Source organism: Vibrio cyclitrophicus (genome assembly GCF_024347435.1).
Lineage (GTDB): Bacteria > Pseudomonadota > Gammaproteobacteria > Enterobacterales > Vibrionaceae > Vibrio > Vibrio cyclitrophicus.
Map to the genome: position 1 here is coordinate 996,941 of NZ_AP025480.1, position 26,437 is coordinate 1,023,377.

Consider the following 26,437-nt stretch of genomic DNA (forward strand, 5'->3'; position numbering starts at 1 on the left):
GCACTTGAGTTCTGTTTCTGAAAAACTTATAGATGGGGGAGAGCAATTTTTAATTTATACATGGAGAGTGAGCGATGAGAGTAGGTCTAGTTGGTTGGCGCGGTATGGTTGGTTCTGTACTGATGCAACGTATGGTTGAAGAGAAAGATTTCGACCTAATTGAGCCTGTTTATTACAGCACATCTCAGATTGGTATTCCTTCCCCTGTTTTAGGTGGTAAAGATGCGGGTCTACTTCAAGACGCTTTTGATATTGATAGCCTAAAACAGCTTGATGCCGTGATTACCTGTCAAGGTGGCGATTACACATCAAAAGTATACCCAGCATTGCGTCAAGCAGGTTGGAAAGGTTACTGGATTGATGCAGCTTCTACTTTACGTATGGACGCTGATTCAATCATCACTCTTGATCCTGTTAACTTGGCTCAAATCCAACAAGGCATCCACGGTGGCACTAACACTTTCGTTGGTGGTAACTGTACCGTGAGCTTAATGCTTATGGCTTTGGGTGGTTTATATGAGAAAGGCATGGTTGAGTGGATGAGTGCCATGACGTACCAGGCGGCATCCGGCGCTGGTGCTAAGAACATGCGCGAACTGATTTCGCAAATGGGTGTTATCAACGATAGCGTTAGCTCTGAGTTAGCTAACCCTTCAAGCTCAATTCTTGATATTGATAAAAAAGTGGCAGACACCATTCGTTCATCTTCATTCCCAACTGATCAATTTGGTGCACCTCTTGCAGGCTCGTTGATTCCTTGGATCGATGTGAAACGTGAAAATGGTCAAAGTAAAGAAGAGTGGAAAGCGGGCGTTGAAGCGAATAAGATTCTCGGCTTAGATGGTCAGCCAATCCCAATTGACGGTACTTGTGTGCGAATCGGCGCAATGCGTTGTCACGCTCAAGCACTAACAATCAAGCTTAAGCAAGACGTTCCAATGGACGAGATTGAAGAGATAATCGCGACACACAATGATTGGGTTAAAGTGATTCCTAATGACCGTGACATTACGGCACAGGAACTAACACCAGCGAAAGTAACAGGCACGATGTCTGTACCAGTAGGTCGTCTACGTAAGATGTCTATGGGTAACGACTTCCTGAACGCATTCACTGTTGGTGACCAACTGCTGTGGGGTGCTGCAGAACCACTACGTCGTACATTACGTATTATTCTTTCTGAGAAAGCGTAACTGCCTCATCTCTGATAATAATTAAAGAAGAAGCGCCTTAAGGCGCTTTTTTTGTATCTGATGCTTAGTCTGGATCTTTGGCGACGACTCGTTTGTCTGGATCTGCTAACTCACTTGCACAGTGCTTGCAATACATGGCATCCGAATCATGGCCTGCACGGTTACAGTTAGGGCACTTAACCAACTCTTTATGAGAGTTCATTTCATTGCTGAGTTCTGCGGTAATTATCCCTGTAGGCACCGCTAAAATAGAGTAACCCAATAGCATGGTCAGTGATGCGATAGCTTTGCCAAACGCGGTTTGTGGGGTGATGTCTCCGTAACCCACCGTCGTGATTGTCACAATTGCCCAGTAGATACTTTGAGGGATACTTGTGAAGCCATTTTCAGGCCCCTCAATGACAAAAATTAGTGACCCAAAGATAGTGACGAGGATGCCAACAGTGCTGAAAAAGATAAGTATTTTTCTTCTTGCCATTAATAGCGAACGCAGCAGGATATTGGAGTCTTGTAAATAACGAACCAGCTTAAGAATTCTGAATATGCGCATGACACGTAACAGCCTGACCACACCCATGAACGAAGCACCTGGGAAGATGATTGCAAGGTATGTTGGAAGAATGGCGAGTAGGTCAACCACTCCATAGAAGCTGGTGGCATAGGACTTAGGTTTTGGGGAGCAATAAAGCCTCAATAAGTATTCTAGTGTGAATAGTGCTGTGAAGCTGTATTCGATGTAACGTAACTGCTGTGACCATTCGGTCATCACGCTCGGGATTGACTCTAAGATTAGCACGATCAATGAAACGACGATCGCAATGATCAGAGAGATATCAAATGCACGTCCTGCTGGAGTATGAGTACCAAAAATAATGACGTACAAATGATGCTTAAGAGGCTGACGTGACATAGGGTGAAGTTCACCTTTTGTTAAATGTATTAACTGTGATTATACAAGCTTCATAATCATGAGGCGAGTGAAAGCCTAACCACTTTACTCGCCTCGTTAATATCAATGCTGAGTCCCCACAACGGCGGGTTATACCGATATTGTTATGCTAATCCTGGAAATAGGTTACGTAACCCGTTTGCAATGAATTCGATGCCGAGTGCTCCCAGAATCAAGCCCATGATACGGGTGATAACATTAATTCCTGTTTGACCAAGAAAGCGAACGATAACTGGCGCAGAACGGAACAGAAGCCAAGAGCAAGTCGCGAAAGCAATAATGCTAAGGCCGATTCCTACTGTATCAATCGCGGCTGGATAGCGAGAACCATAAACAATGGTCGAACTGATTGCACCAGGGCCAGCCATTAAAGGCATCGCTAGAGGAACGACCCCAATTTGCTCTTTGCTAATGTATTCAGACTTCTCTTGCTTGTTCTGCTTATCTTCACCGAGCTTACCGCTCATCATCGAAAATGCGATGCTCAATAATAGCAAGCCGCCTGCAACTCGAAATGAGTCGAGAGAGATGCTGAACATGTCTAAAAGCAATTGTCCCGCGACAAGCGACACAATCAAGATAACGGCAACAGCAACGTTGGCTTGTAAGGCTGTCCTATTCCTCTCTTCTGGGGGCATATGAGCAGTAAGAGAAACAAAAACAGGCATTATGCCGATTGGGTTTACGGCAGCAACAAGCCCAAGGAAGAATTGCATAAAAATTGCGAGTTCTAAACCTTGCATGAGAGCGATCTCCAGATAGCGTTCTTAGGATTGAGGGGTTTGATCTGTACATAGTCAGAGCGCGTAATGTAAGTGACAATTCTAAATTTCACGAATGAAAAAAACTAACGCGAAATAGGGGATTTTTCTTAGAAAAACTAATTGAATCTCACTTTTGTACTAGCCTTGTTGCAAGCTAGTCGTTGGTGTTTCATTTTGTAATATCTTATTGAGTAAATGTTAACTGTCGCACGAAATTAATAAAAAATATGTCAGAATCTAGCCCGTGCAACGCTATGGATATACTCTCAGTAGCACGAATACAGCTGTATACATGTAATTTAACGGACTAAAAATGAAAGTTTTTTACAAGTTATGACTCTATGTAAAAAAACTTTGTCTGTTTGCTTGTTTTTTGCGCTAACGAAAAGTGTGACTTTAATCTATATAAATCAGACTCTTAAGTTTATTTTTGCGATTGCCTTACTACTTTCTGGTTAATTATTTTTGGGTAACTGATCTGGGTCAATTTTTTTCACACTGTGAAATAATATACTCAGCCCTGAAAGCAATTTACTAAGAACGCTGTGAATTAGGGTTAAAGACAAGCAGTGAAATTAATAAAAAGTTTTTAATATTTATTATTTTAGGAGATCCACCATGCCTGTAACTAACTTAGCGGAACTTGATGCTCTAGTAGCTCGCGTTAAAGCAGCTCAAGAAGAGTTCGCAACATTCTCTCAAGAGAAAGTAGACGCAATCTTCCGTGCAGCTTCTCTTGCTGCTAACCATGCTCGTATTCCTTTGGCTCAACAAGCCGTTGCTGAATCTGGAATGGGTATTGTTGAAGATAAAGTTATCAAAAACCACTTCGCTTCAGAATTTATCTACAACAAATACAAAGACGAAAAAACATGTGGCATCTTAGAAGAAGATGAAAGCCTAGGCACTATGACTATCGCTGAGCCTGTAGGTATCATCTGTGGTATCGTTCCAACAACGAACCCAACTTCAACAGCAATCTTCAAATCTCTAATCTCTCTTAAGACACGTAACGGCATCATCTTCTCGCCACACCCACGTGCAAAGAATTCAACAAACGATGCAGCTAAACTGGTTTTAGACGCAGCGGTAGCAGCTGGTGCTCCAAAAGACATCATCGGTTGGATCGACCAACCATCGGTAGAGCTTTCTAACGCGCTGATGAAGCATGACGGTATCGCACTTATCCTTGCTACTGGTGGTCCAGGCATGGTTAAAGCAGCATACTCTTCTGGTAAGCCTGCGATCGGTGTTGGTGCTGGTAACGTTCCTGTAGTTATCGATGAAACAGCTGACATCAAACGTGCTGTAGCATCTATCCTTATGTCTAAAACATTCGATAACGGTGTTGTATGTGCTTCTGAGCAAGCTGCAATCGTAGTTAGCGAAGTATATGACGAAGTTAAAGCGCGTTTTGCTTCTCACAAAGCTCACGTTCTATCTAAAACTGACGCAGATAAAGTTCGTAAAGTTCTTCTTATCGACGGCAACCTAAACGCTAAAATCGTAGGTCAACCTGCTCCAGCAATCGCTGAAATGGCGGGTGTTAAAGTTCCTGCTGATACAAAAGTACTTGTTGGTGAAGGCCTTGGTAAAGTTTCTTACGATGACGAATTCGCTCATGAAAAACTGTCTCCGACTCTAGGTCTATTCCGCGCAGACGATTTCGAAGATGCTGTCGCTCAAGCTGTAACAATGGTTGAAATCGGTGGTATCGGTCACACATCTGGTCTTTACACTAACCAAGATACTAACGCAGACCGCATTCGTTACTTCGGTGACAAGATGAAGACGGCTCGTATCTTAATCAACATCCCTACTACTCACGGTGGTATCGGTGACCTGTACAACTTCAACGTTGCACCTTCTCTAACTCTTGGTTGTGGTTCATGGGGTGGTAACTCTATCTCTGAGAACGTAGGTCCTAAGCACCTTATCAACAAGAAAACTGTAGCGAAGCGAGCTGAAAATATGTTGTGGCACAAACTACCTAAGTCTATCTACTTCCGTCGTGGCAGCCTTCCAATCGCTATGAGCGACCTAGAAGGTAAGAAACGCGCATTCCTAGTAACGGACCGTTTCCTATTCAACAACGGTTACGCAGACGACGTAGTACAAATCCTTAAAGCACAAGGTATTGAAGTTCAAGTATTCTTCGATGTAGAAGCGGATCCAACACTGTCTGTTGTTGAGAAAGGCGCTGAAGCAATGAAGAGCTTCCAACCTGACGTAATCCTTGCTCTAGGTGGCGGTTCTCCAATGGATGCTGCTAAGATCATGTGGGTTATGTACGAGCACCCAGAAACTCACTTCGCGGAACTAGCAATGCGCTTTATGGATATCCGTAAACGTATCTACAAGTTCCCTAAAATGGGTAAAAAAGCTGAGCTTGTATGTATCACTACGACTTCTGGTACGGGTTCAGAGGTTACTCCATTCGCGGTTGTTACAGACGACAAGACTGGTGCTAAGTACCCACTAGCTGATTACGAAATTACGCCAAACATGGCTGTTGTTGATGCTAACCTAGTAATGAACATGCCTAAGTCTCTAACAGCATTCGGTGGTTACGATGCAGTAACTCACGCTCTTGAAGCTTACGTATCTGTTCTTGCGAACGAATACTCAGACGGCCAAGCTCTTCAAGCTCTTAAGATGCTTAAAGAATACCTACCATCAAGCTACAAAAATGGTGCAGCTGACCCAATCGCTCGTGAGAAAGTACACAACGCAGCAACTATCGCTGGTGTAGCATTTGCGAACGCATTCCTAGGTGTGTGTCACTCAATGGCTCACAAAATTGGTGCTGAGTTCCACCTACCACACGGTCTTGCTAACGCACTGCTTATCTCTAACGTTGTACGTTACAACGCGAACGATAACCCAACTAAGCAGACTGCATTCTCTCAGTACGATCGTCCACAAGCACGTCGTCGTTACGCTGAAGTTGCTGACCACCTAGGCCTAAGCCAAGCTGGTGACCGTACTGCTCAGAAGATTGAACGTCTACTGACTTGGTTAGAAGAGCTTAAAGTTGACCTAGACATCCCACTATCTATCCAAGCTGCGGGTGTTAACGAGTCTGACTTCATCGCTAAACTAGACGAGCTAGCTGTTGAAGCGTTCGATGACCAGTGTACAGGTGCTAACCCACGTTACCCTCTAATCACTGAGCTAAAAGAAGTTCTAACAACTTCTTACTTCGGCCAACCATACGTTGAAGGCGAAACTTTCGAAGGTACTACAGTTATCCTTAAGAAAGCAGATCAAAAGCCAGCTGACGCGAAAGCGCCAAAAGCTAAAAAAGAAAAAGCTAACGCATAATAAGTAAGCATTAGTTTTGAGATAAGTTTTCGCTAGCACGAACCTTATCTAATCGGGAAAAGAACAAAGCCCCAGTCGAGAGACTGGGGCTTTTTTATGTGGTCGGTTAGGTTAAAACTAACAATATAAAAAGTAAGAAAATAAAAAGGATCTACACTTCGGCAGCGACGACACGTCCGCTGAAGTAGTCATTAGAAATGATGTACTCGGTTGTTCTGGTCAGTTCATCTTGTAGTTGAGCCCAATGACATCGGTTGAGTTTTCCGTCTGCATTGTGAACGGCAGGAACGACCCCACCAACTCGTATCCCGAATGGGGTGAGTTCCTTAGCCCAACTATGGGTAAAGCCGGTAATCATTGAGTTAGCACTTTCTAAACCTGATACATCACTGAAATCATCATGAGAGATCACATTGACGATCACGCCTTCTTTATCTTCTTCTCGTAATCGCTCAGCACTTATCTGGCCAAATGCAAAAAGGGTAGAGGCTTTCGAAGATAAATCATCAATATAACTACTGACGGGTTGGTCGCCAATCAAACTTGGCATTGGAACGCTGATCCAGTTGTTAACTAACACATCAGGTGTCGTATTGAAGGTGTGCTGGACAAAATCGAAGACCGCTAGTATGGCTTGGTTATGATTACTTTCGAGCGTATAGCGGTAGACCGAATCAGAGAGTCGAGAGCATTGGGTATAGGTTTCTTGCAGTGCTGTAGGATCTTTATCACAAAGGATAACGGTGGCTCCAAGGTTAACAAAGTGGTTCGCAATCGTTCCTCCCAAGCGCGAGCCTGCTGATGTCACCAATATGATTGAGCTTTTTATTTCCATCCAAACACCTAAGAAAATAATCTATGTCGTTTAAGGATGGGTTAAATTTCATACAACGGGTGTGAATTGGTTCAAACTAAGACGTACCAATTGATAAGTTTGTATGAACTTAGTGGCAGCTCACATTTTGTAGTAACTTCAAGACGTAACCCACAATTTGTATTTTGAGTGTGCCTAAGACTAGTGGTTCATATCACTCACATCAATTGCTTAAGGGATACAATTTAGGAGCTGATGAGCAGGCAGTGAGGTAAGGTTTGTTGTGACTATACTTGGGCCTGAATTTGATACTGACGTTGAGCGGTAGAGAGATCGTTGTAAAGAGTCGCATTAGGTAATTCAGGTAAGTGCTTATTTGCAAGTTTCCGTCGGTCGTGACCTGAAAGGTTTTGGTAGACGTCTTCGGGAAAATCGCCAGTATCTTCAGGCATAAAAGCCAGTGCTTCTGGTTTTAAGTAATGACTTAGTTTTGCACTAGCAAGGCTTGCTTGATGAAAGTAATTCGACTGTTGTGCAGAAATTTCGTATGAGGATTGATCAGAACGCAATTGTTGAGGTGCAGCGACACCAAATTGTTTGCGCAGGCGATCTTCGCTAGTCTCGGTTACCTCGATAGTATTTATAGGAGTACAATCGCGGACATCATTAGAGAACATGGATAGCAGCAACGCGAAATCTGCACGGCGACCTTGTTCAACCGCTTGGTTGATCCCGATGCCGAACTTTAGTTCGTTGATGATTCCTGCTTTGTCTAAAGTGTGTATTTGCATGTTGCCTCTCATTTGATACACCTTTAACGGCACGGAGTCGGCAAACTTTAGTGTTTAATTACAGACAAATACATAATCTATGTAGAGCAGATAAGAGCTTAGTTTCGATTAGGGGTAACTGAAGGAGTCGGTGATAAAACAAGCTCTGTTAACTCATTTCACCTTCCATGTTCAAGCTGAAAATACGACGGATACAAAAAAGCTCACGCCGAGGCATGAGCTTTCAATAAGTCACTCGCTATTAATAGCGCAGCATAAGTAAAAATTACTTAGCTAGGTTCTCTTCTACGAAAGACCAGTTTACTAGGTTCCAGAATGCAGCCATGTAGTCTGGGCGAACATTGCGGAAATCGATGTAGTAAGCGTGTTCCCATAGGTCAACAGTTAGAAGTGGAGTAACACCTTCTTCTGTTAGAGGAGTTGCAGCGTTAGAAGTGTTAACGATGTCTAGAGAACCGTCAGCTTTTTTAACTAACCAAGTCCAAGAAGAACCGAAGTTGTTGATTGCTGAATCAGTGAATTTTGCTTTGAATTCTTCGAAAGAACCGAATGCGGCGTTGATAGCTTCTGCAACAGCGCCAGTTGGTTCGCCGCCTGCTTTAGGAGCAAGACAGTGCCAGTAGAACGTGTGGTTCCAGATTTGAGCAGCGTTATTGAAAACACCACCAGTAGAAGTCTTAATGATTTCTTCTAGTGTTTTGCCTTCAAACTCAGTACCTGGGATAAGACCGTTTAGTTTAACAACGTAAGTGTTGTGGTGCTTACCGTGGTGGAAATCTAGCGTTTCTGCTGAGATATGTGGTTCTAGCGCGTCTTTCGCGTAAGGAAGAGCCGGTAGTTCAAATGCCATTGCTCAATTCTCCATTGATATGAAAGAGTTAACTCTTTCGATTGCTTCCAGTGATATTATTATTCATGGCTGGTTATACTGACAACCATGGTCAATTTGCTGACTTGCGATATAGTTTAGCAAGTTTTTACTTTATTAAAAGCTTAATTCATCACTTTTGTGTGAATTGTTAGCTTAACTTGTTAACCATTTTTTTTATATGGTTTTTATTCTTTTGGTTTGGGGTAGAATAAAGGCAATGAAAGCCGTAATCCATTAACGAGGAAGCAATGGAAACTATCGATAAAATCAAACAGCAAATTGAAGAAAACACCATTCTACTTTACATGAAAGGTTCTCCTAAGCTGCCAAGCTGTGGTTTTTCTTCTCAAGCATCTCAAGCTCTAATGGCGTGTGGCGAAAAATTTGCATATGTAGACATTCTACAAAACCCTGATATCCGTGCAGAGCTTCCAGCTTACGCACAATGGCCAACTTTCCCACAACTTTGGGTTGAAGGTGAGCTAATCGGTGGTTGTGACATCATTCTTGAGATGTTCCAAAAAGGTGAACTTCAGCCAATCGTTAAAGAAGCAGCGGCTAAAGTTGCTGGCGATGACGCTGAGTAAGTTCTCGCTTTTTTGCTTGAATAGATAAAATGAGGGGCCTTAATTAGGCTCCTTTTTTGTTTTAATTGATTGAGTCATTGACTCAATAAGGAATGAACAATGGACGTGAAACTTCATTATGTACATGACCCAATGTGCAGCTGGTGTTGGGGATACAAGCCAACACTTGAGTTATTGAAACAACAATTGCCTGCGAGCATTGAGTTTAATTACGTAGTTGGCGGTTTAGCTCCTGATTCTGATGAGCCAATGTCTGAGGAGATGAAAGGCAAGCTTCAGGCTATCTGGAAGCAGATCGAAGCTAAGCTGGGTACTGAGTTTAACCACGAATTTTGGACTGAGTGCAAACCTGTGCGAAGCACCTATCCAGCGTGCCGCGCTGTGATAGCTGCTGGTTTTCAAGACCACTATGAAGCCATGCTTGAAGCGATTCAACATGCTTACTATTTGCGTGCGATGTTGCCACACAGCCAAGATACTCATCTGCAACTCGCTGAAGAGTTGGGTATGAACGTACAACAGTTTGAAAATGATCTTTCTAGCAAACTATTGGAAAGTGAATTGGATGACCAGTTAGGCTTTAAAGAAGCGATAGGCGTACATTCTTACCCAACGTTAATGCTTGAAGTTAACGGTATCTTCACTGAGGTTGCGTTGGATTACCATTCGTCGGAGACGACGCTTAAATCTATTCGTGAAGTACTTGTGAATAGCGCTCCTACTGCTTAGTTCAATGAGAGCTCTAACTCTCAATTAGTTCACACTACTTTGAAGGCTTACTTACAACAGTAAGCCTTTTCTTTTATCTGGCGCAATGAGTTTATTGAGGTGCTAAAGGGTAAGAGAGAATAAAAGAGCAAGAGATATCCCAGATACAAAAAAGACCGCACGAGGCGGTCTTTGTAATAATAGCTTAGGTTCTTTACTACAGAACCTAATTACAGAACCATAGCTGCAATCCAACCGAATACGATCAGTGGGATGTTGTAGTGCAAGAATGTTGGTACGACGGTTTCCCATACGTGTTCGTGTTGACCATCAGCATTTAGACCAGATGTCGGACCTAATGTTGAGTCAGAAGCCGGAGAACCAGCATCACCTAGCGCTGCCGCTGTACCCACTAGCGCGATAGTGGCCATTGGTGAGAAACCAAATGCCGCCGCTAGAGGAACGTAGATAGTTGCAAGGATTGGAATCGTCGAGAACGAAGAGCCAATACCCATTGTTACTAATAAGCCGACTACCAGCATAAGCAGAGCTGCTAGAGGCTTGTTGTCACCGATACTTGTTGAAAGTGCTTCAACTAGAGATTCAACACCACCAGTCTGTTTCATCACTGCTGCAAAACCTGCTGCTGCAATCATGATAAAGCCGATCATTGCCATCATGTGAACACCCTTAGTGAAGACATCGTGTGTCTCTTTCCAAGCAATTACGCCACCGAAGGTGAATACCATGAAACCAGCCAGAGCACCGATGATCATAGAGCCCGTCGACAGTTGAACGGTTAATGCAGCAACGATACCAGCTGCCGCTACTAGGATGTGCTTCTTGTTGATCTCTTTTACTTCTGTTGAAACAACAGTGTGAGACGTTTCTTTGTATTGGCGAGGTTTACGGTAAGTAAAGAATACCGCCGTTAGAAGGCCGAAGATCATGCCGGCTGCTGGTAACAACATGGCCATTGGTACTTGGCTTGCTACTACGCTTTCAAGACCGTTGTCATGAAGGTTTTTTAGTAGGATGTTGTTTAAGAAGATACCGCCAAAACCAATCGGTAACACCATGTAAGGTGTGATTAGACCAAAAGTAAGTACACACGCAACTAGACGACGGTCTAGGTTCATTTTTGCGAATACGCCTAATAGAGGTGGGATTAAGATTGGGATAAAGGCGATATGTACAGGAATCACGTTTTGTGAAGACATGGTCACTAAGATCAAAGACGCAAGGATACCGTACTTAAGACCATTAGATGCCGCGCTGTTCTCTTTGCCGTGAATACGCTTGATTACGCTTTGAGCTAGTAGGTCTGTGATACCAGACCTAGAGATAGCAACAGCAAAAGTACCAAGCATTGCGTAGCTAAGTGCGATAGTTGCACCGCCACCTAATCCACTTTCGAAAGCAGCTACAGCGTCGTTCAGACCCATACCAGAGGCTACGCCACCGATAATTGCACTGAACGTGAGAGCAACAACTACATTTACGCGCATCAAAGCTAAAACAAGCATGATGCAAACTGAAATTACAACAGGATTCATATTATTCTCGAGATGTTGTGTTTTTTATGAAGGCAATACGAACGAACGTTTACCGATTCTATTTTTGTTGTTCGTCAACAAGAGGCCAACCACCAAGGGCTTTCCATTTGTTTACAATGCCGCAAAATAACTCTGTGGTTTTTTGCGTATCATACAAAGCAGAGTGTGCTTCTTTGTTGTCAAATTCCATCCCAGCAGTGCGGCAAGCTTTAGCCAAAACGGTTTGACCGTAGGCAAGACCACTAAGAGCTGCAGTATCAAAAGTTGCAAATGGATGGAAAGGGACGCGTTTAAGCTTACAACGCTCACTTGCTGCATTTACGAAGTTTAAATCGAATGTAGCATTGTGAGCGACCATGATTGCGCGACTGCAATCTGAAGCTTTTTGTTCTTTTCTCACTAGCTTGTAGATTTCTTTAAGGGCTTCTTGCTCCGACACAGCACCACGTAATGGGCTAAATGGGTCTTTAATTCCGTTAAAGTCTAATGCTGCCTGCTCTATATTTGCGCCTTCAAAAGGCTCAATGTGAAAATGAAGCGTTGATGCAGGTTGCAGATCTCCGTTCTCATCCATTCTTAATGTAATGGCACAGATCTCTAATAATGCATCTGTTTCTGCGTTAAACCCTGCGGTTTCCACGTCGATGACCACGGGAAAATAGCCACGAAAGCGGTTTTTTAGGGTCAGAGCTTCGTTTTCTACAGTCATGTTAGCCCAAATAAGTGTGATTAAGGCTACATTATTGCAGATAATAGCAGTGATAAAAACTAGGGAACGGCAATAATTAATAAATTAGCCACTCTATTGCGGCTTGATATTTGCATATTTAAACTCGATAGAAATATGCGGCAATTGGCTGCATTGTTAAACGAATTGCTTAAGAGATACTCCACTTTATGAAGAAACAACTCATAACAGGTTCAATGTTATTTTCGCTACTTATGTCGTCATCGGTATTGGCACAAGAAAAGCGTTACGGAGCATCTCCTCAACAGTCGGAATGGGAGATGGTGGCCAATACACCACTCGAATGTCGTTTAGTTCATCCGATTCCCAATTTCGGTGATGCTGAGTTTTCATCTCGTGCAAGCAAAAAAATTATTTTGGACTTTGAACTTAAAATGCGTCGTCCAATGGGAGCAACACGTAATGTTAGCTTGATTTCTATGCCGCCACCTTGGCGTCCGGGCGAGAGTGCTGATCGCATGACAACCATCAAGTTCTTCCAACAATTTGACGGCTATGTAGGTGGTCAAACAGCTTGGGGGATATTGAGCGAGTTGGAGAAAGGTCGCTACCCGACATTCAGTTATCAAGAATGGCAGAGCCGAGATCAGCGGATTGAGGTATCTTTATCGTCAGTGCTATTTCAAGAAAAGTACAATGTGTTTAGTGACTGTATTGCCAATTTGTTGCCTTATAGCTTTGAAGATATCTCTTTTACCATTTTGCACTACGATCGTAACAGCGACCAGTTGAACAAATCGTCACGTAACAGGCTAAGCCAGATTGCTGATTACGTTCGCTACAACCAAGATATTGATCTTGTGCTAGTGGCCACGTATACCGATTCTGCTGACAGTAAAGGCATCAGCCAAAACCTTTCAGAACGAAGAGCCGAATCACTAAGAGAGTACTTTAAGTCACTCGGTTTGCCAGAAGACCGTATTCAAGTTCAAGGTTATGGTAAGCGTCGCCCGATTGCTGACAACAACTCGCCAATTGGTAAAGATAAAAACCGACGCGTTGTGATCTCTTTAGGCCGTACACAGGTTTAAACTGAATAGCTTGTCTAGATAAAGATAAAGATAAAGATAAAGATAAAGATAAAAATGCCTATCTACGTGATGGGCATTTTTTGTTTGGATAACATGTCGATTTGGCTCTAATTATTCGAGGCAACCATTAATTCAAGCGGAACCGAGCAATCATTTCACAGTTGGTCGCAGTATCGATTTTTTCAACCATAGAGGCTATTTTAGGATTTGGATGGCGTTTCATGAAATCGATAAGGGCTTTTTTACAACAACCAATAGAATCTATAAAGCTAGAGCATTGCGTATTAGGGCACTGAGGAATCAGTGTCAGGACCTTTTCAGAGGCAAGCTGAAGGTACTTAAGTTCATATTCTTTATCGCCCGCCCATCGCCAAAACTGAGCAAGGTTGTGGCAAGAGATGACCGAAATCAGTAAGCGTTCATCGGCCTGAATATCAGTACGCTCAGTAATTTCTTCGCTTAAATTCAACGCCTGCTGATAGTGAAGAATGCTTCGTACAGGATCGTCGAGTTGCAATGCAGTATCGGCAAGTAACGTGTGTTTTTCCCATTCGCTAATCATTGTATAACCTCACTAATCAAGATGGGCTTAATTTAAATGATAATCATTATCATGTAAAGTTTCATCGATGAGATTGTGAATAATAGTGGGTAAAGAATATTGATTATGAATGAATTGATAAAAAAGAAGCGAGCATAGTGCTCGCTTCTCTTGTGCATTAATTTAGCTCTTGCTTTCAAAGCCTAGTATCGCAATGGTTAGTGACTAACCTTCGAGGCCTGCACTTGCTTGTTTGTTCTGAATAAGCTCAATCATGTAGCCGTCAGGGTCTTTTACGAATGCAATGTGAGTAGAACCGCCTTTTACAGGGCCGGCTTCACGAGTCACGTTACCGCCAGCGGCTTTAATCGCGTCACACGTAGTGTAGATATCATCAACACCGATCGCTACGTGACCGAAAGCTGAGCCTAGGTCGTATTCAGTTGTGCCCCAATTGTAAGTTAACTCAATAACAGCACCTTGAGATTCGTCACCAAAGCCAACAAAAGCCAGTGTGTATTCGTACTCTTTATTTTCGTTCTTACGTAATAGTTGCATGCCCATTACGTTGGTGTAGAACTCGATAGATTTATCTAGATCACCAACTCGTAGCATGGTGTGTAAAATACGACCGTTTGACATGATTTGCTCCTAGCGTTAACTATGTTTACGTTTTTTGTAATTCTGTTTTATGCCGCCAGAAAAGTGCGGCACGGTTTAGCTTCTTAGCTTCTTAGCTTCTTAGCTTCTTAGCTTCTTAGCTTCTTAGCTTCTTAGCTTTGGGCTAACAGCTTATGAGCTTAGACGTCTGTTTTTTCCTTGAACTCACACAAATCCTCAATGATACAGCTGCCACAACGTGGTTTACGCGCGACACAGGTATAACGTCCATGAAGAATGAGCCAATGGTGGACATCCAGTTTGAATTCTTTGGGAATGACTTTGAGCAGCTTAGCTTCAACATCGTCGACCGTTTTGCCCATCGCTAATTTAGTGCGGTTTGATACGCGGTAGATGTGGGTATCAACGGCAATGGTTGGCCAACCGAAAGCAGTATTCAATACCACGTTGGCTGTTTTACGGCCAACACCAGGAAGGGCTTCTAATGCAGCGCGATCTTCCGGTACTTCACCATTATGTAGGTCAAGCAGCATGCGACACGTTTTAATGGTGTTTTCTGCTTTCGAATTAAAGAGGCCGATTGTCTTGATGTACTCTTTTAAGCCATCGACACCTAGGTCGAAAATAGCTTGTGGAGTATTAGCCACTGGGTAAAGCTTATCAGTGGCTTTGTTGACGCTGACATCAGTTGCCTGCGCAGATAAGAGCACGGCGATCAGCAACTCGAAAGGGCTGTTCCAGTTAAGCTCGGTTTCTGGCTTTGGATTGTTTTCTCTTAAACGCTCAAGTATTTCTACTCGTTTTACATTGTTCATAGCGACATTACTTTCAAATAGTTAGGGCTTGAGCTCCGGAGTTGGTATTCAATAAACTCTAAATGCTCAGGCTTTATCATCGGTTACGCGCTCTTATGAGCGTCATTATTATGTGTACTTGGTCAATCTAATTATCTGCTGAGCGGTTGAGCTACTCAGCAGGGTTTAAGCTACTGTAACTTATTAAGCATTGGTAACGCGAGCGCGTTCAATGGCTGGTTTTTCTTGTTTTGGCTGCCTAGATTTTACTTGGTTGTCGATGATGTTTTTCAAAGCAATCAAGAAACCAACACCAATAAAGGCACCTGGTGGAAGCAGGGCTAGCAAGAAGCTGTTATCAAATTGGAATATCTGGATTCGTAACACTGAAGCCCAGTCGCCAAGAAGTAGGTCTGCACCATCAAAAAGGGTTCCGTTACCAATAACCTCACGCATCGCACCCAATACAACCAGTACCGATGTCATGCCAAGACCCATCCAAAAACCATCTTGAGCAGCAGGTAAAACTGCATTTTTTGAAGCAAAGGCTTCCGCTCGGCCAATGATGATACAGTTGGTTACAATCAGTGGTATGAAGATACCCAAAGATAGGTAAAGGCCATACGCGTAAGCATTCATCAGAAGTTGAACACAGGTTACCAGTGAAGCAATGATCATCACGAATACTGGGATTCGAACTTCTTTTGGTACATGGTGACGAACCAAAGATACACAGACGTTCGAACCGACTAATACAAGCAATGTAGCAATGCCTAACCCAAGCGCGTTGGTCACCGTTGACGACACAGCCAGTAATGGACACAGCCCAAGAAGTTGCACTAGGGCAGGGTTGTTGGCCCACATGCCATTTTTAATTAGTGTTTTATGGTCACTCATTATTCACCGCCACAATTTAGAGGTTGAGCAAGCAATGCTTGGTTGTTTTGGTTAACGTACTGAACCGCTTGTTTCACTGATTTTACGACGGCTCTCGGTGTAATGGTTGCGCCGGTAAATTGGTCAAAATCGCCACCATCTTTACGAACTTTCCAACGCTCAAGGTTAGAGTCAGTTACTTGTTTACCCGAAAATGAGAGTATCCAATCAGTCACTCGTAAATCAATTTTATCACCCAGACCTGGAGTTTCTTGGTGTGAAAGAACGCGAGTACCTAAAATAGTACCGTCAATTTTCATCCCAACAATTACTTTTATTGCACCATTGTAGCCATCAGGTGCGATGGCTTCGATCGCAATCGCGCTAGGCTCACCGTTGAGTGTAGCAATATAAGCCGGCATTGCTTGTTCTGTTCCAAGCTCCTCAGCTTCCACCAAAGTACAAGCTGAAAACAGCTCGTTGTCATGAAGATTGTGCGGGATCACTTGGTTAAGCACAGACAGTAACTGAGCCTGTTCTTGCTGTTTGATCTGATCTTTGGTCAGGTAGTGAGTAACGGCCACCAAACCTGTCGAAGCGCAGGCAAAAATCGCAAGTACAAGACCGTTTTTCTTTATTGCATTTAGCATGGTATCCGCTCCCTTAGTGGCCGTATGTACGAGGTTTGGTGTAGTAGTCAATCAGTGGAACACACATGTTGGCTAACAACACAGCAAACGCTACGCCATCAGGGAAGCCACCCCAGCTGCGGATGATAAATACTAGACCACCGATCAGCGCACCAAATACCAAACGACCTTTCACTGTCGTCGAGGCTGAAACTGGGTCGGTTGCAATGAAGAATGCGCCAAGCATAGTCGCGCCAGACAATAGGTGAATGGTTGGAGACGCGGTTTCACCTGGAATTAAGATTAAGAATACCAGGCTAAACAGCGCAAGGCTGCCGATGAAAGCTACCGGAATATGCCATTGAATCACACGTTGTTTGATCAACACTAGGCCACCAACAAGATAAGCAAGGTTTACCCATTCCCAACCCACGCCAGCTAACCAGCTGAATTGTGGTTGAGACAGAGCTTCAGAAGCTGTGTTACCCGCCGTTAATGCGGTTTTGAATGCATCGAGTGGCGTTGCCATCGTGGTGCCATCAATACCAAGACGCGCTTGTTGTAGAGATAAACCTTCATTATTGAAACCAGTAAAGATCATCAAGAAGGAGTCAACAAAACTCGTTGCCTCAGCGGTTAAGCTGGTCGGCGCATTCCAGCTGGTCATCTGAACTGGAAATGAGATCAGCAAAACAACGTAAGCCACCATCGCGGGATTAAATGGGTTTTGCCCAAGGCCGCCATAAAGGTGTTTTGCGATGATTATAGCGAAGAACATACCGATGACTAGAATCCACCACGGAGAGTGTGGGGGAATCGCGACGCTCAGCAGCCAAGCGGTAACAACCGCACTGTAATCACGCAATGCCATCACTGGCGGACGTTTTCTTAGCAACATTACAGCGGTTTCAAAGGTAACAGCAAGTGCAATAGCAAATACTAATTGGATGAGCGTACCCCATCCAAAGAAGTAGGTTTGAGCTAGTAGACCTGGCAACGCACAAATAGCGACCCATTTCATGAGATCAGGGGTGCTTCTACGATTGTGCGCGTGCGGTGAGCTGGCGATAAAGAAGGCCACTACTCTTTCTCCTCATTATTCTTTTTGTCTTGCTCTTGCTGCGCCTTTCTTGCTTTAGCACGAGCTATTGCGGCAGCAACTGCTGCTTTTTTAGGATCGATTGGTTCTGACTGAATATCAGCTTCCACTTCAATTTCAATTACAGGTTCAGTAGTCGTTGCTTCTGTTTCGATCTGCTTAGCTTGTTGTGCTTTCTTCGCTTTAGCACGAGCTATTGCGGCAGCAACTGCTGCTTTTTTAGGATCGACTGGTTCTGACTGAATATCAGCTTCCACTTCAATTTCAATTACAGGTTCAGTAGTCGTTGCTTCTGTTTCGATCTGCTTAGCTTGTTGTGCTTTCTTCGCTTTAGCGCGAGCTATTGCAGCGGCAACGGCAGCTTTTTTAGGATCGACAGATTCTTCTGGAGCCTCGGGCTCAGGAGTTTCAGTTGTCTCTTCCTGTTTAGCTTGTTGTGCTTTCTTCGCTTTAGCGCGAGCTATTGCAGCGGCAACGGCAGCTTTTTTAGGATCGACAGATTCTTCTGGAGCCTCGGGCTCAGGAGTTTCAGTTGTCTCTTCCTGTTTAGCTTGTTGTGCTTTCTTGGCTTTGGCGCGAGCTATTGCAGCAGCAACCGCATCTTTCTTAGCGTCACCTGATTTTTCAACCGGAGCTTCAGAAGCAGACTCTGTTTGTTGTGCTTTCTTGGCTTTAGCGCGAGCTATTGCAGCAGCAACCGCATCTTTCTTAGCGTCACCTGATTTTTCAACCGGAGCTTCAGAAGCAGACTCTGTTTGTTGTGCTTTCTTCGCTTTAGCACGAGCAATCGCTGCAGCGACGGCATCTTTCTTAGCGTCGACACTACTTTCAGTTGGAGCTTCAGAAGCAGGCTCTGTTTGTTGTGCTTTCTTCGCTTTAGCGCGAGCAATCGCTGCAGCGACGGCATCTTTCTTAGCATCGCCAGAGCTTTCTGTTGGATTATCCGTTGCAGCTTGCTGTGCTTTACGTTCTCGTGCTTGACGTTTACGCTCTTCACGTAGCTTAGACATTTCAGAGTTATCTGGTTCTGCGTCATTTGCTTTCTGGGCCGCAGCTTGTTTTGCTTTTGCTCTAGCAATAGCCGCTGCAACCGCAGGTTTTACAGCCGGTTCCGCATTAGGAGCTTGGTCTGCCGCGGTTTTTTGCGCTTTAACGCGAGCAATCGCAGCTGCAATCGCATCATCGCCATCCGTAGACTTCATGTCTTTACGACGGTTGTCAGCGGCTTTCTTGAAGCGGTTTTCACGCTCTGCTTTGTCACGCTCCATGCGAGCGTTTTTTTCTTCGAAACGAATCTTGGCGCGTTCTGCAGCTGTTGCTTCGTCTTTTCTTGTTTTGATTTCTGCTTTCGCTTGGCGATAGTACTGAACAAGAGGAATTTCACTTGGGCAGACAAAGGCACAAGCACCACATTCAATGCAGTCTTTAATATTTAGTTCTTCACACTTATCCAACTCGTTGGCTTTCGCATGCCATTGCAGTTGTTGAGGGAGCAATGACGCAGGACATGCTTCGGCACAAGCACTGCATCGAATACATTCCATTTCATAAGTGCTTGGCGAAATTTCACGGCGTGTCGGCGCTAAAATACAGTTGGACGTTTTGGTAATTGGCACATTAGCATGTGGTAAAGTGAAGCCCATCATAGGGCCGCCCAAAATCAATCGCGGCAGCTTTTTATCCGCTTTGTAGCCAAACTCTTCCAGTAACTCGTGTACTGGTGTACCTAATAGTGCCCATACGTTGCGAGGTTGCTTAAAGGTCTTCCCTGTTAAAGTCACAACACGGTTGATAACGGGCTCGCCGTCAACCACTGCTCTTTTAATAGAGTAGAGAGAACCGACGTTTTGAACCAAAACACCAATATCTGCAGGTATACCACCAGCTGGAACCTCTTTATTGGTGAGGATCTTGATGAGCTGTTTCTCACCACCCGAAGGGTATTTAGTTGGGATAACTCGAATGACGATGTCTTTGTTTTTCGCTGCAACCTCAAGTGCTTTTATTGCATCAGGTTTGTTGTCTTCAATACCGATAACGGTCAGCTTTGGTCGAAGGATATGTTCAACCACTTCAATGCCTTTTAAAACTTCGTTGGCATGCTCTTGAAGCAACTTGTCATCTGAGGTGATGTAAGGTTCACACTCAGCAGCGTTGACGATCAAAATGTCGGTACGACCTAAACCTGATTGAAGCTTCTTAGCCGTAGGGAAGCCCGCGCCGCCCATGCCTGAAATACCGGCTTGGCGAATCACATCCAGCAGTTCGTCAGAGGTTTTTTTAGAAAAGTCTTCAACTGGATTTTTTTCAATCCAAGTGTCTAAGCCATCAGGTTTAATAACCACGCACATTTCGCTCAGACCTGAAGGGTGAGCGGTGGTTCTTGGTTCAATAGCGGTAATCACACCCGAAGTTGGTGCATGTACTGGCAAAGTAAAACCCGTATCTAAGGCCGTCAGTTGTTGACCTTTTAGTACGGTGTCACCAACAGCAACCAATAGGTTACCGGGCTTACCGATGTGCTGTTTCACTGGAAGAACGATTTCTTCAGGAAGCCTTGCATGGGTGATATCGGTAGTATTTGACTGTTTTTTGTTTTCAGCAGGATGCACGCCGCCCGGGAAATCCCAAATAGAGCCCGTGCGAATTTGTTCAATTAAAGAGATCATACCAACTAACCCTATGCTTTTGGCTCTGATGCAGTCGCATCAGTGGCTTGGTTAGTGATATCAGTAACAGGAATGATGTTCATCTGCCATTTCCAATTTTCAGTCGTTGTTGCCACTGGAATCATTTCGATACAGTCAGTAGGGCACGGTGCGACACATAGATCACAACCTGTACATTCATCTTTAATTACTGTGTGTAGTGCCTTGGTACCACCAACAATGGCGTCAACAGGGCAGGCTTGAATACACTTAGTACAGCCGATACACATATCTTCATGAATGAAGGCAACGGTTTTTACTTTGTTATCTAAATCATGAGCGGAGTCTTCAACTTCTACGCCCATTAAGTCTGCTAGCTTCTCAATAGTTGCTTGGCCGCCCGGAGGACATTTGTTGATCTTGTCTCCGTTAGCGATCGCCTCTGCGTATGGGCGACAACCTGGGTAGCCACATTGACCACATTGAGTTTGCGGTAAGATGGTATCGATTTGATCGACGATAGGATCGGCTTCAACTTTAAAGCGGATAGAAGCAAAGCCCAAAATAGCGCCAAAAACAGCGGCTAAAACGGCTAGCGCAATGATCGCAATTAAAATGGTACTCATGCTTATTTCACCAACCCAGTAAAGCCCATAAATGCCAGAGACATTAAGCCTGCTGTGATCATCGCAATCGATGCGCCTTTGAAGGGCATTGGAACATCAGCAACCGCAATACGTTCACGCATCGCAGCAAATAGGATCAATACAAGAGAGAAACCCACCGCAGCGCCAAAACCATAGATGATCGACTGAATGAAGTTGTGGTTTTCATTGATGTTCAAAAGTGCCACACCTAATACCGCACAGTTGGTGGTGATAAGAGGCAGGAAGATACCCAATAGGCGATAAAGAGTCGGGCTGGTTTTGTGAACGACCATTTCCGTAAATTGAACGACCACCGCGATAACCAAAATGAAGCTCATGGTACGCAGGTATTCAATACCCAGAGGGGTAAGGATGTAGGTTTCTACTAGGTATGCAGATACCGACGCTAACGTCAGAACGAAAGTCGTCGCGAGGCCCATGCCAATCGCAGTCTCCAGTTTCTTGGAGACTCCCATGAAAGGACATAGCCCTAAAAACTTCACTAGCACAAAGTTATTGACCAGCACTGTGCCAACCAACAACAAAAGGTATTCGGTCATAATGGATTAATTCTTGAGATTCCGATCCCGATATTATCCTGCTTTGCTCGCCTAATAACAACCAAGGATCACTAGGGATTTAGATGCTTGGTGAAAAAATAACCAGGTAATCGTTTAATTAAGATGGGTCAGGTTAAGTATAGGTGGGTATTTGATCGTAATAAAAAATAAGATTAACTCAATGATAACTCATCTAATCAATCCTATTTTTTGTAAACAGTATTGAGGGGCAAAATTACGTAGTCTTCAAAAGTTTGAGTTTTCTCAATTAATATTTCGGACAGAGGCTCTACGCACCAAAATTGGCATAAATAATTTGTGCTCCGGATGCTCTTTAGGTTCGTCACTTGCGAGTTGAAGAGAGAGCTTAACTGCTTGGTTTGCCATAACTTGGATTGGATAGCGAATAGTGGTTAATCGAGGATAGATGAAACGTGCAATGTGGCCGTCGTCAAACCCAATAACTGACATATCTTCTGGAATATGAACCCCATTTTCTTGTAATAGTGCCAAACAGCCTGCCGCCATATAGTCGTTATACGTTGCAATGGCAGTTATATCAGTGTTTTTTGCCATCAAGTTAACCATGGCTTGCTCGCCGCCGAGCTCATCAGGTTCTCCATACTCGATGTATTCATCGTTCGATTCAATGCCGTATTCTTTGAGCGCGTCTAAGTAGCCACCTAAACGGTCATGAGCATCTTCAATATTGTGACTCGAGCAAATGTAGCCGATGTGTTTGTGGCCATTTTTAATCAAGTGTTCGGTTGCAATGTAAGAGCCTCGGCGATTATCGAGTGCAATACAGCGGTTTTCGATATCGGGCACAATACGATTGATCAACACCATTCCGGGTACTTCGTTTGCCAGTTTTACTAATTCTTCATCATTAATGCCTTTACTATGAACAACGAGTGATTCGCAGCGGCTGTTAATCAGTAGATTAATGGCATTACGCTCTTTGGTGGCGTCATGATAGCCACTGCCAATCAATAACTGTTTTTCTTGCTCGCTTGCCACGGTATCAATGGCTTTGATCATCGAGCCAAAGAACGGAGCAGAGACATCATTAACTAGTACACCAATCGCATTTGAAGATTTGCTGACTAATGCTCGGGCGTTGGCATTTGGGCGATAGCCGAGTTTTTCCATAGCGGCTTTTACTGCTGCAATCGCGGTTTCACTTGTGTGAGGTGCATTGTTGATTACTCGAGAGGTGGTCGCGATTGATACGCCTGCTTCCTTCGCAACATCTTTGATGGTAGCCATTCCGCTCTCTTATTCTAAATATAATGCTGTGTGCTGATGGTTGGACATTTAACAACGGATAGTTAGGCAATTCAAATGCTAAACATCAAATATGACGAGGTTTAATGGTTTATTTCTGATTGACTTATTCGTTTGAAAATAAAAAGCCAAGCTCTAGTCAAGAGCTCGGCTTTGGAATCACATTGGCGTGTGAATCAAGCTAGTCAGAGCATCGCAAAACCAAGCGGCTTAAGGTCGAGCCGTTGACTTTAATTTTACTTATGATGTGCTTGTTAGCGTAACCTGATAACGATATTGATTGTCGGTGAGTTGAAACTCTTGGTGAACACTTGGGCTCCAAGAATCATCACCACCAACGCCCATATGTTGGTGATCAACGCGTACATAGATTTTATCTTCACGAGTCAGGTTATTGATATGCTTAGCATCCGTTAATTGTTGCTGGCTGTACTGACTCACACTGAATGAAAAATCGCCTTCGATCCCGATACTTCCCACATTCAAGTTTTTGGTTCCACAACGTAACCCGCTATCGGTTGGGAATATATACGGCGTGTGCATCTGATCCAGTGTTTGTTTGTGTAAACCGAATCGCGCAGCGGCTAAGCGGTCAGGGTAGTTTTCAAACGGCCCTAAACCTTGCCATGAAATCGGTGTTTTATTCGCGGTTTCGATTGGTAAAGGCAGCTCCATTTCAAGACCAATACGCGGCATCGGTGGTAAGTGATCGGCTAAGGTGACATCAACCGCGATATTCATTTCACCTAGGTTATTTAAGGTGTATTGCCATTTTGTAATCGCTTGGATTTGGCCATTAAATTGGTAGGCGAATACTGACGCCACTTGTACTGAATCTGCGAGTGCTTGCACGATACAACTTGTACACTGACGTTCCCATTGACCAATACCTGCAAGTTCCCATCGACAAGCCCATGCGTTCGGGTCGATGTTGTCTATTTCACTGATGCCAATGTCGTTATCTAGTGGCGCACGATAGAAATTATCTTCTGGTGCTTTGAGTACCTGAGGTTGTCCATCGACAATCCAATTCGTAAGTAATCCGCTTTGTGTATCCCATTGCCATTGATGTGTTTCATCTAGGCTAGACACCATCACGTGAGTGTCGTTTTGTTTTACTTGAGGTGCGAGGGCGTTCTTCGGCTCAGGAATTTGTAATCCAGCTTGGTTACGCAAGGCAAACTGTTCCGTTGCACAAACATGGCCTTCTTTCGCCCATTGGGTTGAATGAGTCAGAGTGATATCTGTGTCGAGATGATATTGAGCCTCTGTTTTTGGTACGAACATCATATCTATTTCAAGAGCTTGCGAGCTGTCTGCCGCAATTGCTAAAATTTGTTTGCCCGATTGAATCGCGATGCCGTTTTCGAGCAATTGCCAGTTCAGTGTTTCATTATCAGTCGCACGGAATAGGTTTTCATTGGTCACCGTTAGGCGGACTTGGTTTTCAGTTTGCTCATCCAATGTCACGCTGATCATTCTTTGGCAGTACTTCGCTTCTTCCAAGGTTGGATGTATGCTGCGATCTGGGAAGATCAAACCATTGATGCAGAATTGACGGTCGTTGATCGTGTCACCGAAGTCGCCACCGTATGCCCAGAAGTGTTCACCGTTTTCATCCCATTGGCTTAGGCCTTGGTCAACCCAATCCCAGATGAAGCCGCCTTGCAGGCGAGGGTAGTCTCTGAATGCATCCCAGTAATCGTTAAAGCTACCTAAGCTGTTACCCATTGCGTGCGCGTATTCGCAAAGGATCAGCGGGCGTTGCTCATTAGGTAAAGAAACCCATTTTTTGATAGACCACTTCGGAACCGCATCGTCTTCGATAGTGCTGTTAACACGTGCGTACATTGGAGCAATGATGTCAGTTGCTGTGGTGTTCGAACCGCCGCCTTCGTACTGTATAGGGCGAGAAGGGTCGTACTGTTTCGACCAAGCATACATCGCATTGTGGCTGCTGCCGTGCCCTGACTCGTTGCCCAAAGACCAAATGATAATTGAAGCGTGGTTTTTATCACGCATCACCATTTGTGTGTATCGACTCATATAAGCGTGTGCCCATTGCGGGTCGGCAGACAAGCGGTTCATAGGCTGCATGCCGTGTGTCTCGATGTTTGCTTCATCACACACATATAAACCGTATTCATCACACAGTTCATACCATCTAGGGTGGTTAGGATAGTGAGCTGTGCGTACAGCGTTGAAGTTGTACTGCTTCATTAGACAGATATCACGGATCATATCTTCTTCCGTCATCACATGCCCCAACTCTGGGTGATGCTCATGACGGTTTACGCCGCGAATCAATAGCGGTTTGCCGTTTAGCTTTAGCTGACCGTCGGTCATTTCTATTTTTCGGAAACCAACTTGATAAGCTTCACTTTCTAGGTGTTTACCTTGTTCATCAAGCAATGAAACGACAATTCGATAGAGATTAGGAACTTCTGCGCTCCACTTCTTTGGCTCTCGGACATGAAGAGTTTGGAATACCACATCATTGTATGTCCCACGCTCATCAATGCGGCGATTGTGTGGGCGATCGATAATCGGTTCGGTCACCGCGTGGTTGCCTTCAAACAATTGAACCTGAACTTGGAAGATGTCTGGTGCAGTAATTTTTGTCACGATAGATAGCGAACCATCGCGGTAGCACGAGTCTAAGTCTGGTGTAACGAACACATCTTCAATGCACTGCTTTGGTTTTGCTAGCAAGGTTACATCACGGAAAATACCGCTTAGCCACCACATATCTTGGTCTTCAAGATAACTACCATCACACCAACGCATCACCATTACTGAAAGTGTGTTTTCGCCAACTGTTAGGTACTGAGTTAGGTCAAACTCGGCAGGCAAGCGGCTATCTTGGCTGTAGCCAACCCAGTCACCGTTACACCAAAGATGAAAAGCAGAATTTACACCATCAAAGATAATACGTTGTGTGTTCTCTAAATCTTGTTCCGTTAATGTAACTTGAGTACGGTAACAACCGGTTGGGTTGTCTGCTGGAACGAACGGTGGATTGACTTCAAATGGGTATTTTACGTTAGCGTAAATCGGCTTATCGTAGCCTTGAAGTTGCCAGTTAGCAGGAACAGTTATTTCGTCCCATTGTGAGTCATCAAAACTTGTTTCGATGAACTCACCGTTAACGTTTTCCGGTGTGTCAAAGTATTTGAACTTCCATTGTCCATTAAGAGATTTACGTCGTGATTCAATGCCGTCTCGGGCGTGTTCGAGATTGCGGTAGCTTGATAATGGGCTGTGCGCATTTAGGCAGTGGATATTCACAGACTGCGGGTTTTCCCAATCGCGTCTTTGGATGATGTTTGAAAATGCCTTCATGGTATTCCTACTCTTAAAGTGTTCAATATTGGTAATAATTCTATTAAGTCATCAGTT

Annotated in this window: 23 protein-coding genes; 5 read left to right on the top strand and 18 right to left on the bottom strand. The window is 44.1% G+C overall.

Features of this window, described 5'->3' with window-relative positions; translation table 11 throughout:
• Positions 1-74: 74 nt before the first annotated feature.
• Positions 75-1,193 carry an aspartate-semialdehyde dehydrogenase gene (gene asd / locus OCW38_RS04680; protein ID WP_010437100.1) on the top strand — a complete coding sequence of 373 codons (1,119 nt, stop codon included), beginning with the start codon at positions 75-77 and terminating at the stop codon, positions 1,191-1,193.
• A gap of 64 nt (positions 1,194-1,257) precedes the next feature.
• Here asd and OCW38_RS04685 read toward each other — a convergent pair whose 3' ends face one another.
• Positions 1,258-2,103 carry an ion transporter gene (locus tag OCW38_RS04685; protein WP_010437102.1) on the bottom strand — a complete coding sequence of 282 codons (846 nt, stop codon included), beginning with the start codon at positions 2,101-2,103 and terminating at the stop codon, positions 1,258-1,260.
• A 143-nt stretch (positions 2,104-2,246) separates the two neighbouring features.
• Positions 2,247-2,885 carry a YchE family NAAT transporter gene (locus OCW38_RS04690; protein ID WP_010437104.1) on the bottom strand — a complete coding sequence of 213 codons (639 nt, stop codon included), beginning with the start codon at positions 2,883-2,885 and terminating at the stop codon, positions 2,247-2,249.
• 639 nt (positions 2,886-3,524) lie between these two features.
• Between OCW38_RS04690 and adhE the strand changes: the two genes are divergently transcribed.
• Positions 3,525-6,230, top strand: a complete 2,706-nt coding sequence (gene adhE, locus OCW38_RS04695; protein ID WP_016769062.1) for a bifunctional acetaldehyde-CoA/alcohol dehydrogenase — start codon at positions 3,525-3,527, stop codon at positions 6,228-6,230.
• A gap of 151 nt (positions 6,231-6,381) precedes the next feature.
• Here the strand turns inward: adhE and OCW38_RS04700 are convergent, their stop codons facing one another.
• From OCW38_RS04700 to sodB, 3 genes are all read right to left on the bottom strand, one after another.
• A complete protein-coding gene (locus OCW38_RS04700; protein WP_016769061.1) occupies positions 6,382-7,065 on the bottom strand; it encodes an SDR family oxidoreductase in 684 nt (227 codons plus the stop codon).
• Positions 7,066-7,331: 266 nt separating this feature from the next.
• Positions 7,332-7,835: a VC2046/SO_2500 family protein gene (locus OCW38_RS04705; RefSeq protein ID WP_261895256.1), complete on the bottom strand. Its 504-nt coding sequence runs from the start codon at positions 7,833-7,835 to the stop codon at positions 7,332-7,334.
• 265 nt (positions 7,836-8,100) lie between these two features.
• Entirely contained in the window at positions 8,101-8,685 is a 585-nt protein-coding gene (sodB, locus tag OCW38_RS04710; RefSeq protein WP_010437112.1) for a superoxide dismutase [Fe], read from the bottom strand.
• A gap of 269 nt (positions 8,686-8,954) precedes the next feature.
• On the opposite strand from sodB, the gene OCW38_RS04715 reads away from it, so the two are divergent.
• Together OCW38_RS04715 and OCW38_RS04720 are read left to right on the top strand one after the other, a co-directional pair.
• Positions 8,955-9,293, top strand: a complete 339-nt coding sequence (locus OCW38_RS04715; protein ID WP_009848715.1) for a Grx4 family monothiol glutaredoxin — start codon at positions 8,955-8,957, stop codon at positions 9,291-9,293.
• A 99-nt stretch (positions 9,294-9,392) separates the two neighbouring features.
• On the top strand, positions 9,393-10,022 hold the full coding sequence (locus OCW38_RS04720) for a DsbA family protein (protein WP_010437114.1): 630 nt from the start codon (positions 9,393-9,395) through the stop codon (positions 10,020-10,022).
• 209 nt (positions 10,023-10,231) lie between these two features.
• On the opposite strand, the gene OCW38_RS04725 is transcribed toward OCW38_RS04720, so the two are convergent.
• Together OCW38_RS04725 and rnt are read right to left on the bottom strand one after the other, a co-directional pair.
• Complete coding sequence (locus OCW38_RS04725; protein WP_010437117.1) at positions 10,232-11,557, bottom strand: Na+/H+ antiporter family protein; 1,326 nt, start codon at positions 11,555-11,557, stop codon at positions 10,232-10,234.
• A gap of 58 nt (positions 11,558-11,615) precedes the next feature.
• Positions 11,616-12,266 carry a ribonuclease T gene (gene rnt, locus OCW38_RS04730; protein WP_010437118.1) on the bottom strand — a complete coding sequence of 217 codons (651 nt, stop codon included), beginning with the start codon at positions 12,264-12,266 and terminating at the stop codon, positions 11,616-11,618.
• Positions 12,267-12,454: 188 nt separating this feature from the next.
• On the opposite strand from rnt, the gene motY reads away from it, so the two are divergent.
• On the top strand, positions 12,455-13,336 hold the full coding sequence (motY, locus tag OCW38_RS04735; RefSeq protein WP_010437120.1) for a flagellar protein MotY: 882 nt from the start codon (positions 12,455-12,457) through the stop codon (positions 13,334-13,336).
• Positions 13,337-13,463: 127 nt separating this feature from the next.
• On the opposite strand, the gene OCW38_RS04740 is transcribed toward motY, so the two are convergent.
• The 11 genes from OCW38_RS04740 to OCW38_RS04790 all read right to left on the bottom strand — a co-directional run bounded on the left by OCW38_RS04740 (position 13,464) and on the right by OCW38_RS04790 (position 26,380).
• On the bottom strand, positions 13,464-13,898 hold the full coding sequence (locus OCW38_RS04740) for a DUF2753 domain-containing protein (protein ID WP_261895259.1): 435 nt from the start codon (positions 13,896-13,898) through the stop codon (positions 13,464-13,466).
• Between the two features lie 204 nt (positions 13,899-14,102).
• Entirely contained in the window at positions 14,103-14,519 is a 417-nt protein-coding gene (gene gloA, locus OCW38_RS04745; protein WP_004734046.1) for a lactoylglutathione lyase, read from the bottom strand.
• Between the two features lie 158 nt (positions 14,520-14,677).
• Positions 14,678-15,313 carry an endonuclease III gene (gene nth, locus OCW38_RS04750; protein ID WP_010437137.1) on the bottom strand — a complete coding sequence of 212 codons (636 nt, stop codon included), beginning with the start codon at positions 15,311-15,313 and terminating at the stop codon, positions 14,678-14,680.
• Between the two features lie 183 nt (positions 15,314-15,496).
• Entirely contained in the window at positions 15,497-16,189 is a 693-nt protein-coding gene (locus OCW38_RS04755) for an electron transport complex subunit E (protein WP_016783805.1), read from the bottom strand.
• On the bottom strand, positions 16,189-16,818 hold the full coding sequence (gene rsxG, locus OCW38_RS04760; protein WP_261895262.1) for an electron transport complex subunit RsxG: 630 nt from the start codon (positions 16,816-16,818) through the stop codon (positions 16,189-16,191). Before rsxG ends, OCW38_RS04755 begins: the two co-directional genes overlap by 1 nt.
• Before the next feature lie 13 nt (positions 16,819-16,831).
• Positions 16,832-17,878, bottom strand: a complete 1,047-nt coding sequence (rsxD, locus tag OCW38_RS04765; RefSeq protein WP_261895265.1) for an electron transport complex subunit RsxD — start codon at positions 17,876-17,878, stop codon at positions 16,832-16,834.
• Entirely contained in the window at positions 17,878-20,565 is a 2,688-nt protein-coding gene (gene rsxC / locus OCW38_RS04770) for an electron transport complex subunit RsxC (RefSeq protein ID WP_261895267.1), read from the bottom strand. The genes rsxD and rsxC overlap by 1 nt, the downstream gene beginning before the upstream one ends.
• Before the next feature lie 11 nt (positions 20,566-20,576).
• A complete protein-coding gene (gene rsxB, locus OCW38_RS04775; protein ID WP_004734040.1) occupies positions 20,577-21,170 on the bottom strand; it encodes an electron transport complex subunit RsxB in 594 nt (197 codons plus the stop codon).
• A gap of 2 nt (positions 21,171-21,172) precedes the next feature.
• Positions 21,173-21,751 (bottom strand): electron transport complex subunit RsxA, encoded by a 579-nt coding sequence (gene rsxA, locus OCW38_RS04780; RefSeq protein ID WP_004734039.1) that lies wholly within the window; start codon positions 21,749-21,751, stop codon positions 21,173-21,175.
• A gap of 264 nt (positions 21,752-22,015) precedes the next feature.
• Entirely contained in the window at positions 22,016-23,020 is a 1,005-nt protein-coding gene (locus tag OCW38_RS04785) for a substrate-binding domain-containing protein (RefSeq protein WP_010437150.1), read from the bottom strand.
• A 258-nt stretch (positions 23,021-23,278) separates the two neighbouring features.
• The gene (locus OCW38_RS04790; protein WP_261895270.1) at positions 23,279-26,380 is read right to left on the bottom strand and encodes a beta-galactosidase; all 3,102 of its coding nucleotides are present in this window, start codon (positions 26,378-26,380) and stop codon (positions 23,279-23,281) included.
• Between the last annotated feature and the right edge of the window lie 57 nt (positions 26,381-26,437).

Bases quoted from the DNA above. Each gene is read 5' to 3' on its own strand.
- asd (WP_010437100.1), top strand. From the start codon at position 75: ATGAGAGTAGGTCTAGTTGGTTGGCGCGGTATGGTTGGTTCTGTACTG.
- OCW38_RS04685 (WP_010437102.1), bottom strand. From the start codon at position 2,103: ATGTCACGTCAGCCTCTTAAGCATCATTTGTACGTCATTATTTTTGGT.
- OCW38_RS04690 (WP_010437104.1), bottom strand. From the start codon at position 2,885: ATGCAAGGTTTAGAACTCGCAATTTTTATGCAATTCTTCCTTGGGCTT.
- adhE (WP_016769062.1), top strand. From the start codon at position 3,525: ATGCCTGTAACTAACTTAGCGGAACTTGATGCTCTAGTAGCTCGCGTT.
- OCW38_RS04700 (WP_016769061.1), bottom strand. From the start codon at position 7,065: ATGGAAATAAAAAGCTCAATCATATTGGTGACATCAGCAGGCTCGCGC.
- OCW38_RS04705 (WP_261895256.1), bottom strand. From the start codon at position 7,835: ATGCAAATACACACTTTAGACAAAGCAGGAATCATCAACGAACTAAAG.
- sodB (WP_010437112.1), bottom strand. From the start codon at position 8,685: ATGGCATTTGAACTACCGGCTCTTCCTTACGCGAAAGACGCGCTAGAA.
- OCW38_RS04715 (WP_009848715.1), top strand. From the start codon at position 8,955: ATGGAAACTATCGATAAAATCAAACAGCAAATTGAAGAAAACACCATT.
- OCW38_RS04720 (WP_010437114.1), top strand. From the start codon at position 9,393: ATGGACGTGAAACTTCATTATGTACATGACCCAATGTGCAGCTGGTGT.
- OCW38_RS04725 (WP_010437117.1), bottom strand. From the start codon at position 11,557: ATGAATCCTGTTGTAATTTCAGTTTGCATCATGCTTGTTTTAGCTTTG.
- rnt (WP_010437118.1), bottom strand. From the start codon at position 12,266: ATGACTGTAGAAAACGAAGCTCTGACCCTAAAAAACCGCTTTCGTGGC.
- motY (WP_010437120.1), top strand. From the start codon at position 12,455: ATGAAGAAACAACTCATAACAGGTTCAATGTTATTTTCGCTACTTATG.
- OCW38_RS04740 (WP_261895259.1), bottom strand. From the start codon at position 13,898: ATGATTAGCGAATGGGAAAAACACACGTTACTTGCCGATACTGCATTG.
- gloA (WP_004734046.1), bottom strand. From the start codon at position 14,519: ATGTCAAACGGTCGTATTTTACACACCATGCTACGAGTTGGTGATCTA.
- nth (WP_010437137.1), bottom strand. From the start codon at position 15,313: ATGAACAATGTAAAACGAGTAGAAATACTTGAGCGTTTAAGAGAAAAC.
- OCW38_RS04755 (WP_016783805.1), bottom strand. From the start codon at position 16,189: ATGAGTGACCATAAAACACTAATTAAAAATGGCATGTGGGCCAACAAC.
- rsxG (WP_261895262.1), bottom strand. From the start codon at position 16,818: ATGCTAAATGCAATAAAGAAAAACGGTCTTGTACTTGCGATTTTTGCC.
- rsxC (WP_261895267.1), bottom strand. From the start codon at position 20,565: ATGATCTCTTTAATTGAACAAATTCGCACGGGCTCTATTTGGGATTTC.
- rsxB (WP_004734040.1), bottom strand. From the start codon at position 21,170: ATGAGTACCATTTTAATTGCGATCATTGCGCTAGCCGTTTTAGCCGCT.
- rsxA (WP_004734039.1), bottom strand. From the start codon at position 21,751: ATGACCGAATACCTTTTGTTGTTGGTTGGCACAGTGCTGGTCAATAAC.
- OCW38_RS04785 (WP_010437150.1), bottom strand. From the start codon at position 23,020: ATGGCTACCATCAAAGATGTTGCGAAGGAAGCAGGCGTATCAATCGCG.
- OCW38_RS04790 (WP_261895270.1), bottom strand. From the start codon at position 26,380: ATGAAGGCATTTTCAAACATCATCCAAAGACGCGATTGGGAAAACCCG.